Genomic DNA, 14,626 nt, shown 5'->3' with positions numbered 1-14,626 from the left:
GGGTAAGGGGTTTTAGACAACACTAAAACCCCGATGAAAAGTGATTACTTTAACGAAATTAAATGATAAAAAGTTTACATTAAATGCATTATATATTGAACAGGTTGAATCCTTTCCTGATACAACCATTACCTTAACAAATGGTAAAAAGTTTGTTGTCAAAGAAACAGAAGAAGATGTACATGTGAAGGTTCATGAATTTTATCAAAAAATAAATGTACTTGGCCTTCGTTAATGCTTGGGGAGGATAGGGTGCTATGAAAAATAAACTTCTTGTAGTAATGGTCATCATATTAAGTACGATAACATTAGTCGGTACCACTGCATTTGTCATTCTAACGAAGGTTGCAGCGGGTGAAGGTGAAAAGGAACCATCGATTGATCAGGTACTTAAAGCGACTGTAGAAATTCCAGAAATCACAACAAAACTATTAAGTGATGATTATATCCGTATATCCTTTAATATTCAAACAGATGGAAAAAAAGGCAAAGAAGAATTGGAGAAACGAGAGTTCCAAGTAAGCAACATCATTATTAAGGAACTTTCCAATATGACTTCTGAAGAATTTAAGGGTGAAGAAGGAATCGTGAATCTTGAAAATAGATTAAAGGACCGAATAAATGAATTAATGCAAGATGGTACTGTCGTTAAAGTCTATGCGACATCCTTTCTTCCGCAGTAACCAATTTAATTAAATGACCTAATGAGCGGAGGTGGAACCTTGCCTGGTGAAATATTATCTCAAAGTGAAATAGATGCTTTACTTTCAGCCCTGTCAACTGGTGAAATGAATCCGGAAGAACTAAAGAAAGAAGAAAGTGAGCGCCGAGTTAGAGTATATGATTTTAAGAGGGCACTTCGATTCTCAAAGGATCAGATTCGAAGTATCACCCGAATACATGAAAATTTTGCACGATTATTAACAACCTATTTTTCAGCTCAACTTCGAACGTATGTACAAATCACAGTAGGAACAGCAGATCAGGTACCATATGAAGAATTCATACGTTCGATTCCAAAAATGACCATATTAAATGTGTTTGAAATGCCTCCACTCGAAGGGCGAGTATTACTAGAAGTAAACCCTAATATTGCATATGCCATGCTCGATCGAGTACTTGGAGGTAAAGGAACAGGACTAAATAAGATCGACAGTCTAACTGAAATAGAAACAAAAATTATGAGCAATATGTTCGAAAAAGCATTTGAACAAGCTAGGGAAGCATGGGCTAATTTAGTAGAAGTTGACCCATTTTTAACTGATTTTGAAGTAAATCCACAGTTCCTTCAAATGGTTTCTCCAAATGAAACGGTTGTTGTTATCTCACTTAATACTCAAATTGGTGAGACTAGTGGGATGATAAATATTTGTATTCCCCATGTGATTCTTGAGCCAATTATTCCTAAACTATCAGCGCATTACTGGATGCAAACGGCTCCTAGAAAAGAACGGAATACAGAGGAACTGGCCACAATAAAAAGCAATCTGAAAGACACTAAACTACCAATTATAGCAGAATTAGGTACAGCCAATATTGCGATCCAGGAGTTTTTATTATTAGACGTTGGCGATACAATCCAGCTTGACAATATGATTGAACACCCAATTGATGTAAAAATTGAAGGTATCCCGAAATTTCATGCGCAGGTTGGTAAGGTAAATAAGAAACAAGCCATTCAAATCCTAATGGAAATAAAAGAGGGGGGCAGTGAAGATGAATAATGGTAATATGCTATCTCAAGATGAAATTGATGCATTACTTAAAGGTACAGCTGACTTAGACAATGAACCGGTAGCAGACAAAAATAAACCCCTTATCGAGGATTTTTTATCTTTAATTGAACAGGACGCACTCGGGGAAATTGGGAACATATCTTTCGGGAGTTCGGCAACGGCTCTTTCTACACTACTCAATCAAAAGGTTGAAATTACTACTCCAAATGTAACGCTTATTCAAAGTTCTCAACTCGCGGATGAGTTTCCACACCCATGTGTAACGGTCTATGTAAACTATACAGCTGGTTTTACAGGAACAAATCTATTAGTCATTAAACAAAGTGATGCATCAATTATTGCTGATTTGATGCTTGGTGGAAGCGGACTTGCAGCACCAACAAACCTAGGAGAACTTCAATTAAGTGCTGTTCAAGAGGCGATGAATCAAATGATGGGTTCTGCTGCGACTTCAATGTCAACTGTATTTAGTAAGAAAATTGATATTTCTCCACCTAGTATTGATATGCTTGACATGAGTAATAGCAATGGTGTAGAAAATCTTCGACTTGATGATATCTTAGTGAAAATATCATTTCGATTAAAAATTGGTGAACTAATTGATTCCACAATCATGCAGCTTGTGCCAGTTCAATTTGGAAAAGACCTTGTTGGTGAACTTCTCTCCCCACAGGCAGAGTTGGTAGCCCCAACAATTGAACAATCGTCTTCCCATGTTGACGAAGAGATGTTAATGCAGAATCAAAATATTACTAATCACCGTGCGGTACAAAATACATCATATCAACCGACTCAGCAGGTTCAACAATCTGAATATAACCAGCCTATTTCAAACAGTGGCCCGCAACATCTAGGAGGATTCCAGGCGAAACAACCTGAAATCCAACCTGCGGTTTTCTCTGAATTTGAATCGATCCATTTACAAGAATCTGAATCTAGAAACCTAAACATGTTACTCGATATTCCACTTCAAGTTACGGTCGAATTAGGTAGGACCAAACGGTCTATAAAAGAAATTCTTGAATTGTCTGCTGGTTCTATAATTGAGTTGGATAAGCTCGCAGGAGAGCCGGTAGATGTTTTAGTAAATGGAAAACTTATCGCTCAAGGTGAGGTTGTTGTTATTGAAGAAAACTTTGGTGTTAGGATCACCGATATTATTAGCCAAAGTGATCGAATAAAAAAATTGAATTAATAGTAGGGGGCTATTCTAATGGCAAACAGAATTCTTATTGTAGATGATGCAGCATTTATGAGAATGATGATTAAGGACATCCTAACTAAAAATGGATACGAAGTCGTAGCAGAAGCAGCTGATGGGGCACAAGCTGTTGAAAAGTATAAAGAAACCCAACCAGACCTAGTAACAATGGATATAACTATGCCAGAAATGGATGGAATTACAGCACTTAAAGAAATTAAAAAAATAAATCCAAATGCAAAAGTTATTATGTGTTCGGCTATGGGTCAACAAGCCATGGTTATTGATGCCATTCAAGCGGGTGCGAAGGATTTTATTGTAAAGCCATTTCAAGCAGACCGTGTGATTGAAGCTATCAGCAAAACGCTAAGTTAGCAATAACTAACCGAATAATGTAGCACCTAAATCGAGACTTGTAATTCTATTTATTCAGGAGAGTGGCAACAAAATTGAAATATATTAAAAAAGTTATTCTTGCACTTATCTTCTTTCATGCCTTGCTTGTCACTTTTCCTGTTCAAGCTGAAGAAGGTCATATTGATAGAAGTGTAAGTGATGTACTTGAAAATCAAGAAAAACAAGTAGATAAAGAGCAGGAAACGGACGCTATTGAAACCGCAGAACCTGTCAGTGAACTAACAGCAGGCGATTTTATTAAAATGATCTTTACAACGTTATTTGTCATTGCACTCATTTACTTATTATTAAAATTTGTCAATAAAAGAAATCGCATGTTTAATCAGCATAGGTTCATTGAAAATCTAGGTGGAACAAGTTTAGGTACAAACCGATCCATTCAGATTGTGAAGGTTGGGGAGCGGATTCTAGTAGTGGGGGTTGGAGATACCGTTCAGCTTCTTAAAGAGATCGAAGACACGGATGAAATTAATGAAATTTTGGAACAGCATAATGCATCATTGGATTCCATGATTCAGCCTAGAGATCTCCTTAACCGGATGATTCAAAAAAGAAAAGAAGTCAAAGATGGGGACCAAGGTCATTTTTCCTCGTTGTTACAAAAGCAACTATCAGAATTAAAACAAGGGAGAAAGAAAATTGTCGAGCAACTTGAAAATAAGGAGTCTAGTAAAGAATGAATGAATTTATGGAGTTTTTTAATACTAGTGCCCCCGAAAATGTGTCGACATCAGTTAAACTTTTACTTCTATTGACTGTTCTTTCACTAGGTCCTAGTATTTTGATCTTAATGACGAGTTTCACGAGGATAATTGTTGTGTTGTCATTTGTTCGAACTTCACTTGGGACACAACAAATGCCTCCAAATCAGGTACTGATTGGTCTGGCATTGTTTTTAACTTTCTTTGTGATGGCGCCGACATTAAGTGAGGTCAATGAACAAGCCTTAACCCCTCTGTTTAATGAGGACATTAATTTAGAGGAAGCCTATAATCGTGCCTCGTTACCGTTCAAGGAATTTATGAGTGTACATACCCGGCAAAAGGATTTGGAGTTATTTTTAAATTACTCAGGAGCTGATAGGCCGGAAACGATTGAGGATATTCCCTTAACTGCTTTGGTACCGGCTTTTGCGATAAGTGAGCTTAAAACAGCGTTTCAAATTGGTTTTATGATTTTTATTCCGTTCCTTGTGATCGATATGGTTGTTGCAAGTATCCTTATGTCTATGGGGATGATGATGCTACCGCCAGTAATGATTTCTTTGCCGTTTAAAATACTATTATTTGTCCTCGTGGACGGATGGTATTTAATTGTTAAATCCTTATTACAGACCTTCTAAGAGTGGGTGAACAGTTTGAGTCCTGAAGCAGTTATTTCATTAGCAGAAAAAGGTGTATATACGACCTTAATGATTTGTGGTCCACTTTTATTAGTGGCTTTAGTTGTTGGGTTGATTGTTAGTGTGTTCCAGGCCACAACACAAATTCAGGAGCAAACCCTGGCATTTATCCCTAAAATTATAGCCGTGCTAGTCGGGTTGGTATTTTTTGGACCGTGGATGCTTTCAAAGATGCTCGCATATACGCATGATATTTTTAGTAATTTAACAAGATTTGTAGGTTAAAAAATGACAGAGATATATACCTATTTTCCTGCCTTTTTACTTGTATTAGTGAGGGTAACGAGTTTTTTTGTAACGATGCCTTTGTTTTCATATCGGACTTTGCAGGCATTACATCGAATCGGAATTGCTTTCTTTATTGCATGGGTTATGTTCCTATCTATGGAAAAACCAATTCTCCAGATTGATGGCTATTTTATCATGTTAATTCTCAAAGAGGCTATGGTGGGTCTCTTAATTGGGTTAACAGCTTATATGATTTTCGCTGCGATTCAAATTGCAGGGGGCTTTATCGATTTTCAGATGGGGTTTGCCATCGCCAATGTTATTGATCCACATACAGGGGCGCAAAGTCCATTGATGGGACAATATTTATATACGTTTGCACTCCTCTTTTTATTGGCAATTAATGGCCATCATTTATTGTTGGATGGAATTTTTTATAGCTATGAATTTATCCCAATGGAACAATCAACTCTCCCATTTGGTGATGAAAATATAGTCGAATTTGTTATTAAAGCTTTTGGAACAATGTTTATAATAGCATTTCAAATGTCAATGCCAGTCGTTGGTGCCTTATTTTTAGTAGATATTGCTCTAGGTATAGTGGCGAGAACAGTCCCACAATTAAATGTATTTGTTGTAGGTCTGCCGTTAAAAATCGGGGTTAGTTTTGTTGTATTATTTATCGCGATGACGATGATTTTTATGCTCGTGGGAAATCTGGTAGACAATATGTTATTTACGATGCGAGGTTTAATGGAACTATTAGGAGGAAGCTAGATGTATTTTGTTCGTCTTGACCTGCAATTTTTTGCAGGTGAAAAAACAGAAAAAGCCACTCCTAAAAAACGTCAAGAAACAAGAAAAAAGGGGCAGGTTGCAAAAAGTGCGGATATTAACACCGCCCTCCTGCTGATTTCGATCTTTTTTACACTGCTTGTTTTTGGGGGGTTCATTTTAGATCGTATATTAACTTTTATAAGCCATTCATTTAGCCATTATTTATTGATTACACCGACTGAACAGAGTGTTCAAGAAATTTTTATTGAACTATCGTTAGAGGCTGCAATTATATTAGCACCGATTATGATAATTGCCCTTATCGTTGGAATTGCAGCGAACCTTATGCAGGTTGGTTTTTTATTTTCAACAGAAGCGATTCAAATGAAGTTAAATAAGCTTGATCCGATTCAAGGATTTAAACGAATTTATTCGATACGTGCGCTTGTTGAGATGCTTAAATCAATTTTAAAAATCGTGATCGTAGGTGGCGTTACGATTTCGATTCTTTGGTTCCGTTTGGAAGATATTTTGTCCTTGTCACAGAAAACCGTTGGAGCAGCTCTAGTTGTTCTTGCCAAACTAACAGTCCAGATGGGGTTATTTGCGGGAGGAGCACTTTTATTCTTATCGTTCTTAGACTATCTTTATCAACGTTTTGATTATGAAAAAAACATAAGGATGTCTAAGCAGGATATTAAAGATGAATATAAGAAGACAGAAGGAGACCCTCTGATTAAATCAAAAATAAAGCAAAAACAACGTGAAATGGCAATGAGTCGAATGATGCAAGAAGTGCCAAAGGCAGATGTCATTATTACAAACCCAACTCATTATGCAATTGCTTTAAAATATGATGAATCAAAAATGGATGCTCCCTTTGTAGTTGCAAAGGGTGTAGATTTTGTTGCGGGGCGAATTAAGGAAATTGCAAACGAGCATGAAATCACGACCATCGAAAACCGTCCTCTCGCAAGAGCCCTATATGCAGGGACAAATATTGGGGATGCGATACCAGAAGAGTATTTTAAAGCGGTAGCGGAAATTCTTGCCTATGTATACCGATTGAAAGAAAAGATATAAACGATTTTTAAGAGATTTTTACTAATTCCTCATCACTTATGTGTTTTTTGACTTAAAGGAGAGAAAACAATGCGAGCAAGAGATTTATCAGTTTTATTAAGTGTAATCTTAATAGTTGCGATGCTAATTATTCCATTTCCATCTTGGATGCTAAGCATTTTAATTATTGTTAATATTTCTCTTGCATTGTTAGTTCTTTTAACTTCAATGAATATGCAGGAACCACTTCAATTTTCAATTTTCCCTTCTTTATTACTTCTTTTGACCTTATTTAGATTAGGGTTAAACGTTTCTACAACTAGATCAATACTCGCTACAGGGGATGCTGGTGGGGTAGTGCACACCTTTGGTACCTTTGTAGTTGGTGGGAATGTGGTTGTCGGATTTGTTGTCTTTTTAATCCTTGTTATTATTCAATTTGTTGTAATTACAAAAGGTTCTGAACGTGTTTCTGAGGTTGCTGCGCGCTTTACATTAGATGCAATGCCAGGGAAACAAATGAGTATAGATGCTGATTTAAATGCTGGTATGATTTCTGATACTGAGGCCCGCGAGCGCCGTGATAAAGTAAGTAGAGAAGCTGATTTTTACGGGGCAATGGACGGGGCAAGTAAGTTCGTAAAGGGAGATGCAATAGCTGGTATTATTATTGTTCTTATCAACTTAATTTTTGGATTTATCATCGGGATGACACAACATGGCTTGGGTTTCCAAGAGGCGCTTTCTAAATTTACCCTGTTAACTGTAGGGGACGGAATTGTCAGCCAGATTCCTGCATTATTAATTTCAACAGCGACAGGGATTGTGGTTACTCGTGCTGCGTCTGAAGGAAATTTAGGGACAGATATTACAAAGCAATTATTTGCTTTTCCAAAGATGCTATATGTGACTGCAGGAACGATTTTCCTTTTAGGATTGTTTACTCCAATCCATGATTTTTTAACAATTTCAATCTCAAGTTGTTTAGCGATTGGCGCCTATATGATTTCTAAAAGTAAGGATCAGGAGACTCAATTAGAGCCTGACACCGAAGAAGAAGTACAAGTAGAGGACTTAAAAAGTCCAGAAAGCGTCGTGAGTCTGTTAAATGTAGACCCCATTGAGTTTGAGTTCGGTTATGGATTGATACCATTGGCTGATACAAACCAAGGTGGAGATATATTGGACAGAATCGTGATGATCCGTAGACAATTGGCGATTGAGTTGGGGTTAGTCATCCCAGTCGTTAGAATAAGGGATAATATTCAATTACAGCCAAACGAATATCGTCTGAAAATAAAAGGTAGTGAAATGGCAAGAGGGGAACTTTTACTTGATCATTTCTTAGCGATGAGCCCAGGTTATGAGGATGATTCGATTGAGGGAATCGATACAATTGAGCCCTCTTTTGGATTACCGGCAAAATGGATAGCTGAGGATATGAAAGACCAGGCAGAAATGCTAGGTTATACGGTCGTTGATCCTCCATCTGTTGTGTCAACACATATCACCGAAGTAATTCGAAGGAATGCCCATGAGTTACTGGGAAGACAAGAGACAAAGCAACTGATTGATCATCTAAAAGAATCATACCCAATTTTAGTAGAAGAGGTCACGCCAAATCCACTAGCAGTAGGAGATGTTCAAAAGGTATTAGCTAAGTTACTTAAAGAAAATGTGTCAATTCGAAATCTGCCTATCATCTTTGAAACACTCGCAGATTTTGGACGAATGACAACTGATACGGATTTATTAACGGAATACGTGAGACAATCACTAGCCAGACAAATAACAAATCAACACATTGTTCAAGGTGAAACAATGAAAGTTGTAACTTTATCAGGAAGAGTTGAAAAGTTTGTCGCTGATGGTGTTCAACAAACAGAACATGGAAACTATCTGTCAATTGATCCAAATGTGTCACAATCCATTATTGAAGCGATAGCAAAACAAATCGAAAGTGTTAGTATACAAGAACAATCTCCGATTTTACTATGTTCTCCTGCGGTCAGAATGTATGTGAGACAATTAATTGAACGATATTTTCCACAAGTTCCTGTACTTTCTTATAACGAGCTTGAGGCAAATGTTGAAGTTCAAAGTGTTGGGGTGGTGAATATAGATTGAAGGTAAAAAAATATATTGCTACTTCTATGCCAGAAGCAATGAAAATGATTCGTGCTGAATTAGGTAGTGATGCGGTCATCTTAAACTCAAAGGTTGTTCAAACGAAGGGGGTTTTCGGCCTTTTTCGAAAAAAGAATTTTGAAGTGATAGCAGCTATTGATTCTCAAGTCCCTAAGACTCAAACAATGAAACCGAAAGAAAAGAATAAAAAACCAACGGTTATTGATATAAAATCTGAACCAATCCCAATTAAACAAGAGGTTGCCAAACCTGTAAATACCCAACAGGTAAAGGATCGATCAGAGTCGACACCAGATCTTGTAAAAGAAATGAAAGAACTAAGGGTCGCGATAAAAGCAATATCTGTTGATAGTAGTCCTTATCCAGCCCCCTTACAGGAAATAAATCAATTGCTGGCTCATCAAGAAATAAATCCATCCATTCGAAAAAAAGTTATGTCTACTTTAATGGAGAAGTGGTATTTGAAAACAGAAAATGCAACATTTGGAGAAGTCAAGGGATGGACGAAGGAATGTTTGGCTTCCATCATTTCCGGAGTTGAATACGGTGGCTTAACCTTTCAAAAAAAATATATTAATGTTGTTGGTCCAACAGGTGTTGGAAAAACAACGACCATTGCTAAAATTGCAGCGGACAGCATGTTGAAGGACAAAAAGAAAATTGCCTTCATTACAACGGATACATTTCGAATTGCTGCGATTGAGCAACTAAAAACATATGCAAAAATCCTTAGTGCTCCTGTTGAGGTTTGTTATTCTTTTGATGATTTTAAAAAAGCAAAGGAAGCCTTTAAGGATTATGATGTTATATTCATTGATACTGCAGGCAGGAACTTTCGTAATGAAAAATATATTGATGATTTAAATAATTTAATCCATTTTTCAAATGATATGGAAACATTTTTAGTGCTTTCACTAACATCCAAAATGAGTGACATGAAAGTAATTTATGAACAGTTTTCCAAAATTGCAATATCCAAATTTATATTTACAAAAATGGATGAAACGGCAAACTATGGAGCGATGGTGAATTTAATTGCTGATTCTGGTATCGGTGTCGCATATCTAACGAATGGTCAAAATGTGCCAGATGACATTGTCGTGGCTACGCCAACTCTAATAACTAATACTATCCTTGGAGTTGATGAATCATGATAGACCAAGCTACAGCTCTTCGTAACAAACTAGGATCGATGAATAACGAACAAGACCAACCGAAGACAATAGCTATAATCAGTGGAAAAGGTGGAGTTGGTAAATCCAATTTTTCATTAAATTTTTCCATTGCCCTATCACAATTTGGCAAGAAGGCTTTGTTGTTTGATATGGATATTGGAATGGGGAATATTGATATCTTGATGGGGATAACAGCCCACCATACGATTGTAGACTTATTTGAAAAAAATCTATCAATAACAGATCTGCTTATTAAAGGTCCGGAAGGCATTGACTATATTGCGGGAGGCAATGGCTTACCTTCGCTTTTTAAGCTGGATGAAAGCAAATCTCAGTATTTAATAAACCAATTGCAATCCGTACTACATGATTATGACTACATTATTTTTGATATGGGCGCTGGTATGTCCGAGGAAAGTGTTAAATTTCTTATGGCAATGGACGAAATATTTGTCATTACCACACCTGAGCCAACCTCTATTACAGATGCATACTCAGTCATTAAATATATCTGTTTATTTGATCAGTCGATTCCTATGTATTTGATTGTGAATCGAGCTGATAATGAATCTGAAGGAATGCAAACCTTAAAAAGATTAAAACAAGCTGTTCTACAATTTTTAATAAAAGAAATTAAACTACTAGGAGTATTACTTGATGACAAAACCGTCCAAAAGGCAGTCAGTCACCAGGAACCATTTTTACTATATGCCCCTAATGCAATAATCAGCAAAAATTTACTTGATATTTGCAAAAGTTATCTTGGTACTGAAAAAAGTTATGAGAAAAATCAACATACCTCCTTTATATCAAAGTTACAACGTTTTTTCGTACGTGGTAGATAGGAGTTTAGCGATGACAAAGATTAATGTTCTTATTGTAGACGATTCAGCATTTATGAGGAAGCTTATTTCAAATTTCCTTCAAGAAGATTCAAGAATTAACGTTATCGGAACAGCGAGAAATGGAATCGATGCCCTAAACAAAATTGAAATACTCAACCCAGATGTTATAACTATGGATGTTGAAATGCCTGAAATGAACGGAATTGAAGCATTACAACGGATTATGAATAAACATCCCCGTCCTGTTGTAATGCTTTCAAGCACAACAATAGAAGGAACAGACAAAACATTACTTGCAATACAAAATGGGGCTGTTGATTTTATTCAAAAACCATCAGGACCTATTTCTATTAATCTCCACCTGATAAAAAATGAGATTGTTACAAAAGTACTAAATGCTGGAAAAGTGAACGTAACCTTACTTAAAAGTCCAATAAAAATACAAGAAAAGTCAAATACTAGAATAGTAGAATGTAGTAAAATAGACCTAGAACCAAATAAAAATATGAATAAAATTGTTTGCATAGGTGCTTCAACAGGGGGACCTCGGGCTTTGCAACAGGTGCTCCCACAGTTTCCGAAAAATTATTCAGCACCAATTGTTATTGTTCAGCACATGCCAGCGGGTTTTACTAAATCTTTAGCCAATAGGCTCAACGGTTTATGTAATATTACCGTTAAGGAAGCTGAAGATGGGGAAATGTTAAAGGCTGGGACAGCTTATATTGCACCTGGTGGTTATCATATGAAAATAAAAAAGATTGGCACAATGCTGGCTGTAAATATTGATGAGAGTGAAATACGGAATGGACACAGACCATCTGTTGATGTCCTATTTGAATCAATTAGTGAAATTAAGGGGATTCAAACAATTTCTATTATCATGACAGGAATGGGAACGGACGGTTCAAGTGGATTGATAAAACTAAAACAGACTGGACAAGTTGTTTCGATAGCAGAATCGAAGGAAACTTCAATTGTGTTCGGGATGCCAAAGGCAGCTATTGAAACAAATTTAGTTGATAGAGTTGAAAATTTAGAGGATATAGCAAGGACGGTACTTAGCCTTTCATAAGTAAAGGGGTTTTGATAAATGGAAATGGATCAATATTTAGAGGTATTTATTGAAGAAAGTAAAGAGCATCTCCAGGCATGTAATGAAAATTTACTAAAGTTGGAAAAAGAGCCTGAAAATATTGCGATTGTCAACGAAATTTTCCGTTCTGCCCATACATTGAAGGGGATGTCAGCTACCATGGGATATGAAGATCTGGCGAGTCTTACGCATCAGATGGAAAATGTTCTAGATGGTATTCGTAATTTGAAAATAAAAGTAACCCCATCTCTCTTGGATGTTGTTTTTAAGTCAGTTGATTATCTAGAGGAAATGATTTTTTCCATTGCTGAGGGTGGTGATGGAAAAAAGGATGTTACAGATGTTGTTTTATCACTTAAAAATGTAGAAAGTGGATATAAAACAGCTGCAGAAGAAACTACTGGTGAACAAAATAATGTTGATGAACCTACTGCATCTATAACTAACTATGATGATTTTGAACTGACGGTTATCCAACAATCAAAAGAACAAGGTTTTAATTGTTATGAAATAACGATTCAACTTCGTGATGACTGTTTATTAAAAGCTGCACGAGTTTTTATGGTGTTTGAGGTTCTTGAACAAGTCGGTGAAATCATTAAGTCATTTCCATCAGTCGGCCAGCTGGAGGAAGAACAATTTGATAGTGAATTTCATGTAACGGTAGTTTCAATGGAAACATCCGAAAATATCGAAAAACAAATAAACAAAGTATCTGAAATAAACAAGGTAATTGTTAATGATTTTTACAATGATTCAAATAAGACTCAAGTACATGAACAAATACAGGCACAGGCTGAAGTTGCTCCAACACTTGCTCCCCAACAGAAACAAATGAACGATAAAGAGGAAAATCTATCTTCAAAATCGACCAGCAAGTATGTTGGGAATCAAAAAACAATCAGAGTAAATATTGAAAAACTTGATACTCTAATGAACTTATTTGAAGAGCTAGTCATTGATAGAGGGCGCTTAGAACAGCTCTCTCATGAATTGAAACATTCAGAGTTAAACGAAACTGTTGAGAGAATGTCAAGAATATCTGGAGATTTACAAAATATTATTTTGACAATGAGAATGGTTCCAGTCGAGACTGTCTTTAACCGTTTTCCTCGTATGGTTCGTCAATTAGCGAAGGACTTACATAAGAAAATTAATCTTCAAATTATTGGTGCAGAAACGGAGCTAGATCGTACTGTAATTGATGAGATTGGTGATCCACTGGTGCATCTATTACGAAATGCACTTGATCATGGTATTGAAACACCAGAAATTAGAATGCAAAATGGAAAAACAGAAGAGGGTACTGTCATTTTACGTGCTTACCATAGCGGAAATCATGTATTTATCGAAATAGAAGACGACGGTGCTGGAATTAGTAGAGAAAAAATTATCCAAAAGGCAGTTAACAAAGGACTGATTGAAGAAAAAACGGTTGAATCTCTAACTGATAGTCAAGTATTTGATTTTATTTTTTCTTCTGGTTTTTCAACTGCTGAACAAATTTCAGACGTCTCAGGTCGCGGCGTTGGTCTAGATGTTGTGAAAAATACGATTGAGTCATTAGGTGGGTCAATCACTATTCATTCTGAAATTAGTAGAGGTTCAACATTTTCTATACAGTTACCACTCACTTTATCGATCATCTCTGTAATGCTCGTTACGATTCAGAATGAAAAGTATGCAATCCCACTTTCTTCTATTATTGAAACAGCCATCATTAAGAAAAGTGAAATTCTTTATGCGCACAATCAGAGGGTAATTGATTATAGAGGTAAAGTTGTCCCATTGGTAAACTTGAAAGATATTTTTGAGGTTCCAACAATTACTGAAGATGATGAAGACGTTTCTATTCTAATTGTGAAAAAGGGTGAGAAATCAGCTGGTCTCATCGTTGATACCTTTGTAGGACAACAAGAGATTGTATTAAAATCATTAGGAAACTATTTAACAAATGTATTTGCAATTTCAGGGGCAACAATACTCGGTGATGGTCAAGTTGCCCTCATTATTGATTGTAATGCTTTAATCAAATAGAAATGCATTGATTTTAGTATTTAAGGAGGAAAAAAATGTCTGTACAAGCTACTGTGTTAAAGGTAATTGTTTTTTCACTCGAGGATGAAGAATATGCAATCCCAGTTTCACAGGTACGTTCAATAGAAAAACTGCAACATATAACACGGGTTCCTAGAACAGAGCCATTTGTAAAAGGTGTGATTAATCTAAGAGGGGTTGTTACTCCGATTATTGATTTAAGAACTCGTTTTGGTATAGATGAAACCGAGTATTTGAATAGCACAAGAATAATAATAGTTGCTACAGATGATGTTGAAGTAGGATTAATTGTTGATTCGGCAAATGATGTAATGGATATCCCAGTTGATTCGATTGAACCACCTCCTGGGATTGTTGGCAGTGTAGAGGTCGAATACCTAGAAGGTGTAGCCAAGCTTGATAAAAGATTATTGATCCTATTAAATTTAGAAAAGGTTCTTACCCCCGATATTCGTAAGGGAAAAGAGTAAGGGGCAATCGT

At 36.3% G+C, this 14,626-nt stretch carries 16 protein-coding genes; all 16 read left to right on the top strand.

The window, feature by feature from the left end:
• Window positions 1-40: 40 nt before the first annotated feature.
• The 16 genes from NST91_RS15665 to NST91_RS15590 all read left to right on the top strand — a co-directional run bounded on the left by NST91_RS15665 (window position 41) and on the right by NST91_RS15590 (window position 14,615).
• On the top strand, window positions 41-235 hold the full coding sequence (locus NST91_RS15665) for a flagellar FlbD family protein (protein WP_099352425.1): 195 nt from the start codon (window positions 41-43) through the stop codon (window positions 233-235).
• A gap of 22 nt (window positions 236-257) precedes the next feature.
• A complete protein-coding gene (gene fliL / locus NST91_RS15660; RefSeq protein ID WP_341331893.1) occupies window positions 258-683 on the top strand; it encodes a flagellar basal body-associated protein FliL in 426 nt (141 codons plus the stop codon).
• Window positions 684-722: 39 nt separating this feature from the next.
• Window positions 723-1,724, top strand: coding sequence for a flagellar motor switch protein FliM (gene fliM / locus NST91_RS15655; protein ID WP_341331892.1), 1,002 nt, complete (start codon window positions 723-725; stop codon window positions 1,722-1,724).
• Window positions 1,717-2,931, top strand: a complete 1,215-nt coding sequence (gene fliY / locus NST91_RS15650) for a flagellar motor switch phosphatase FliY (RefSeq protein WP_341331891.1) — start codon at window positions 1,717-1,719, stop codon at window positions 2,929-2,931. The genes fliM and fliY overlap by 8 nt, the downstream gene beginning before the upstream one ends.
• An 18-nt stretch (window positions 2,932-2,949) precedes the next feature.
• Complete coding sequence (gene cheY / locus NST91_RS15645) at window positions 2,950-3,312, top strand: chemotaxis protein CheY (RefSeq protein ID WP_341331890.1); 363 nt, start codon at window positions 2,950-2,952, stop codon at window positions 3,310-3,312.
• A gap of 62 nt (window positions 3,313-3,374) precedes the next feature.
• Entirely contained in the window at window positions 3,375-4,034 is a 660-nt protein-coding gene (fliO, locus tag NST91_RS15640; RefSeq protein ID WP_341331889.1) for a flagellar biosynthetic protein FliO, read from the top strand.
• A complete protein-coding gene (gene fliP, locus NST91_RS15635; protein WP_121446586.1) occupies window positions 4,031-4,696 on the top strand; it encodes a flagellar type III secretion system pore protein FliP in 666 nt (221 codons plus the stop codon). The genes fliO and fliP overlap by 4 nt, the downstream gene beginning before the upstream one ends.
• Before the next feature lie 15 nt (window positions 4,697-4,711).
• Window positions 4,712-4,981, top strand: a complete 270-nt coding sequence (gene fliQ / locus NST91_RS15630) for a flagellar biosynthesis protein FliQ (protein WP_341331888.1) — start codon at window positions 4,712-4,714, stop codon at window positions 4,979-4,981.
• Window positions 4,982-4,984: 3 nt separating this feature from the next.
• On the top strand, window positions 4,985-5,761 hold the full coding sequence (fliR, locus tag NST91_RS15625) for a flagellar biosynthetic protein FliR (RefSeq protein ID WP_341331887.1): 777 nt from the start codon (window positions 4,985-4,987) through the stop codon (window positions 5,759-5,761).
• The gene (gene flhB / locus NST91_RS15620; protein WP_341331886.1) at window positions 5,762-6,844 is read left to right on the top strand and encodes a flagellar biosynthesis protein FlhB; all 1,083 of its coding nucleotides are present in this window, start codon (window positions 5,762-5,764) and stop codon (window positions 6,842-6,844) included. It begins immediately after the preceding gene.
• A gap of 69 nt (window positions 6,845-6,913) precedes the next feature.
• On the top strand, window positions 6,914-8,950 hold the full coding sequence (gene flhA, locus NST91_RS15615) for a flagellar biosynthesis protein FlhA (RefSeq protein ID WP_341331885.1): 2,037 nt from the start codon (window positions 6,914-6,916) through the stop codon (window positions 8,948-8,950).
• Entirely contained in the window at window positions 8,947-10,125 is a 1,179-nt protein-coding gene (gene flhF, locus NST91_RS15610) for a flagellar biosynthesis GTPase FlhF (protein WP_341331884.1), read from the top strand. The genes flhA and flhF overlap by 4 nt, the downstream gene beginning before the upstream one ends.
• Window positions 10,122-10,991, top strand: a complete 870-nt coding sequence (locus NST91_RS15605) for a MinD/ParA family protein (RefSeq protein ID WP_341331883.1) — start codon at window positions 10,122-10,124, stop codon at window positions 10,989-10,991. Before flhF ends, NST91_RS15605 begins: the two co-directional genes overlap by 4 nt.
• A 10-nt stretch (window positions 10,992-11,001) precedes the next feature.
• The gene (locus tag NST91_RS15600; RefSeq protein ID WP_341331882.1) at window positions 11,002-12,066 is read left to right on the top strand and encodes a protein-glutamate methylesterase/protein-glutamine glutaminase; all 1,065 of its coding nucleotides are present in this window, start codon (window positions 11,002-11,004) and stop codon (window positions 12,064-12,066) included.
• 18 nt (window positions 12,067-12,084) lie between these two features.
• Window positions 12,085-14,124, top strand: a complete 2,040-nt coding sequence (locus tag NST91_RS15595; protein WP_341331881.1) for a chemotaxis protein CheW — start codon at window positions 12,085-12,087, stop codon at window positions 14,122-14,124.
• Window positions 14,125-14,159: 35 nt separating this feature from the next.
• Window positions 14,160-14,615, top strand: a complete 456-nt coding sequence (locus NST91_RS15590; protein WP_341331880.1) for a chemotaxis protein CheW — start codon at window positions 14,160-14,162, stop codon at window positions 14,613-14,615.
• Window positions 14,616-14,626: the final 11 nt, after the last annotated feature.

Source organism: Ferdinandcohnia sp. FSL W7-1320, assembly GCF_038050315.1.
GTDB lineage: Bacteria > Bacillota > Bacilli > Bacillales > Bacillaceae_L > Ferdinandcohnia > Ferdinandcohnia aciditolerans.
This window is presented reverse-complemented; position numbering and strand designations above follow the sequence as displayed.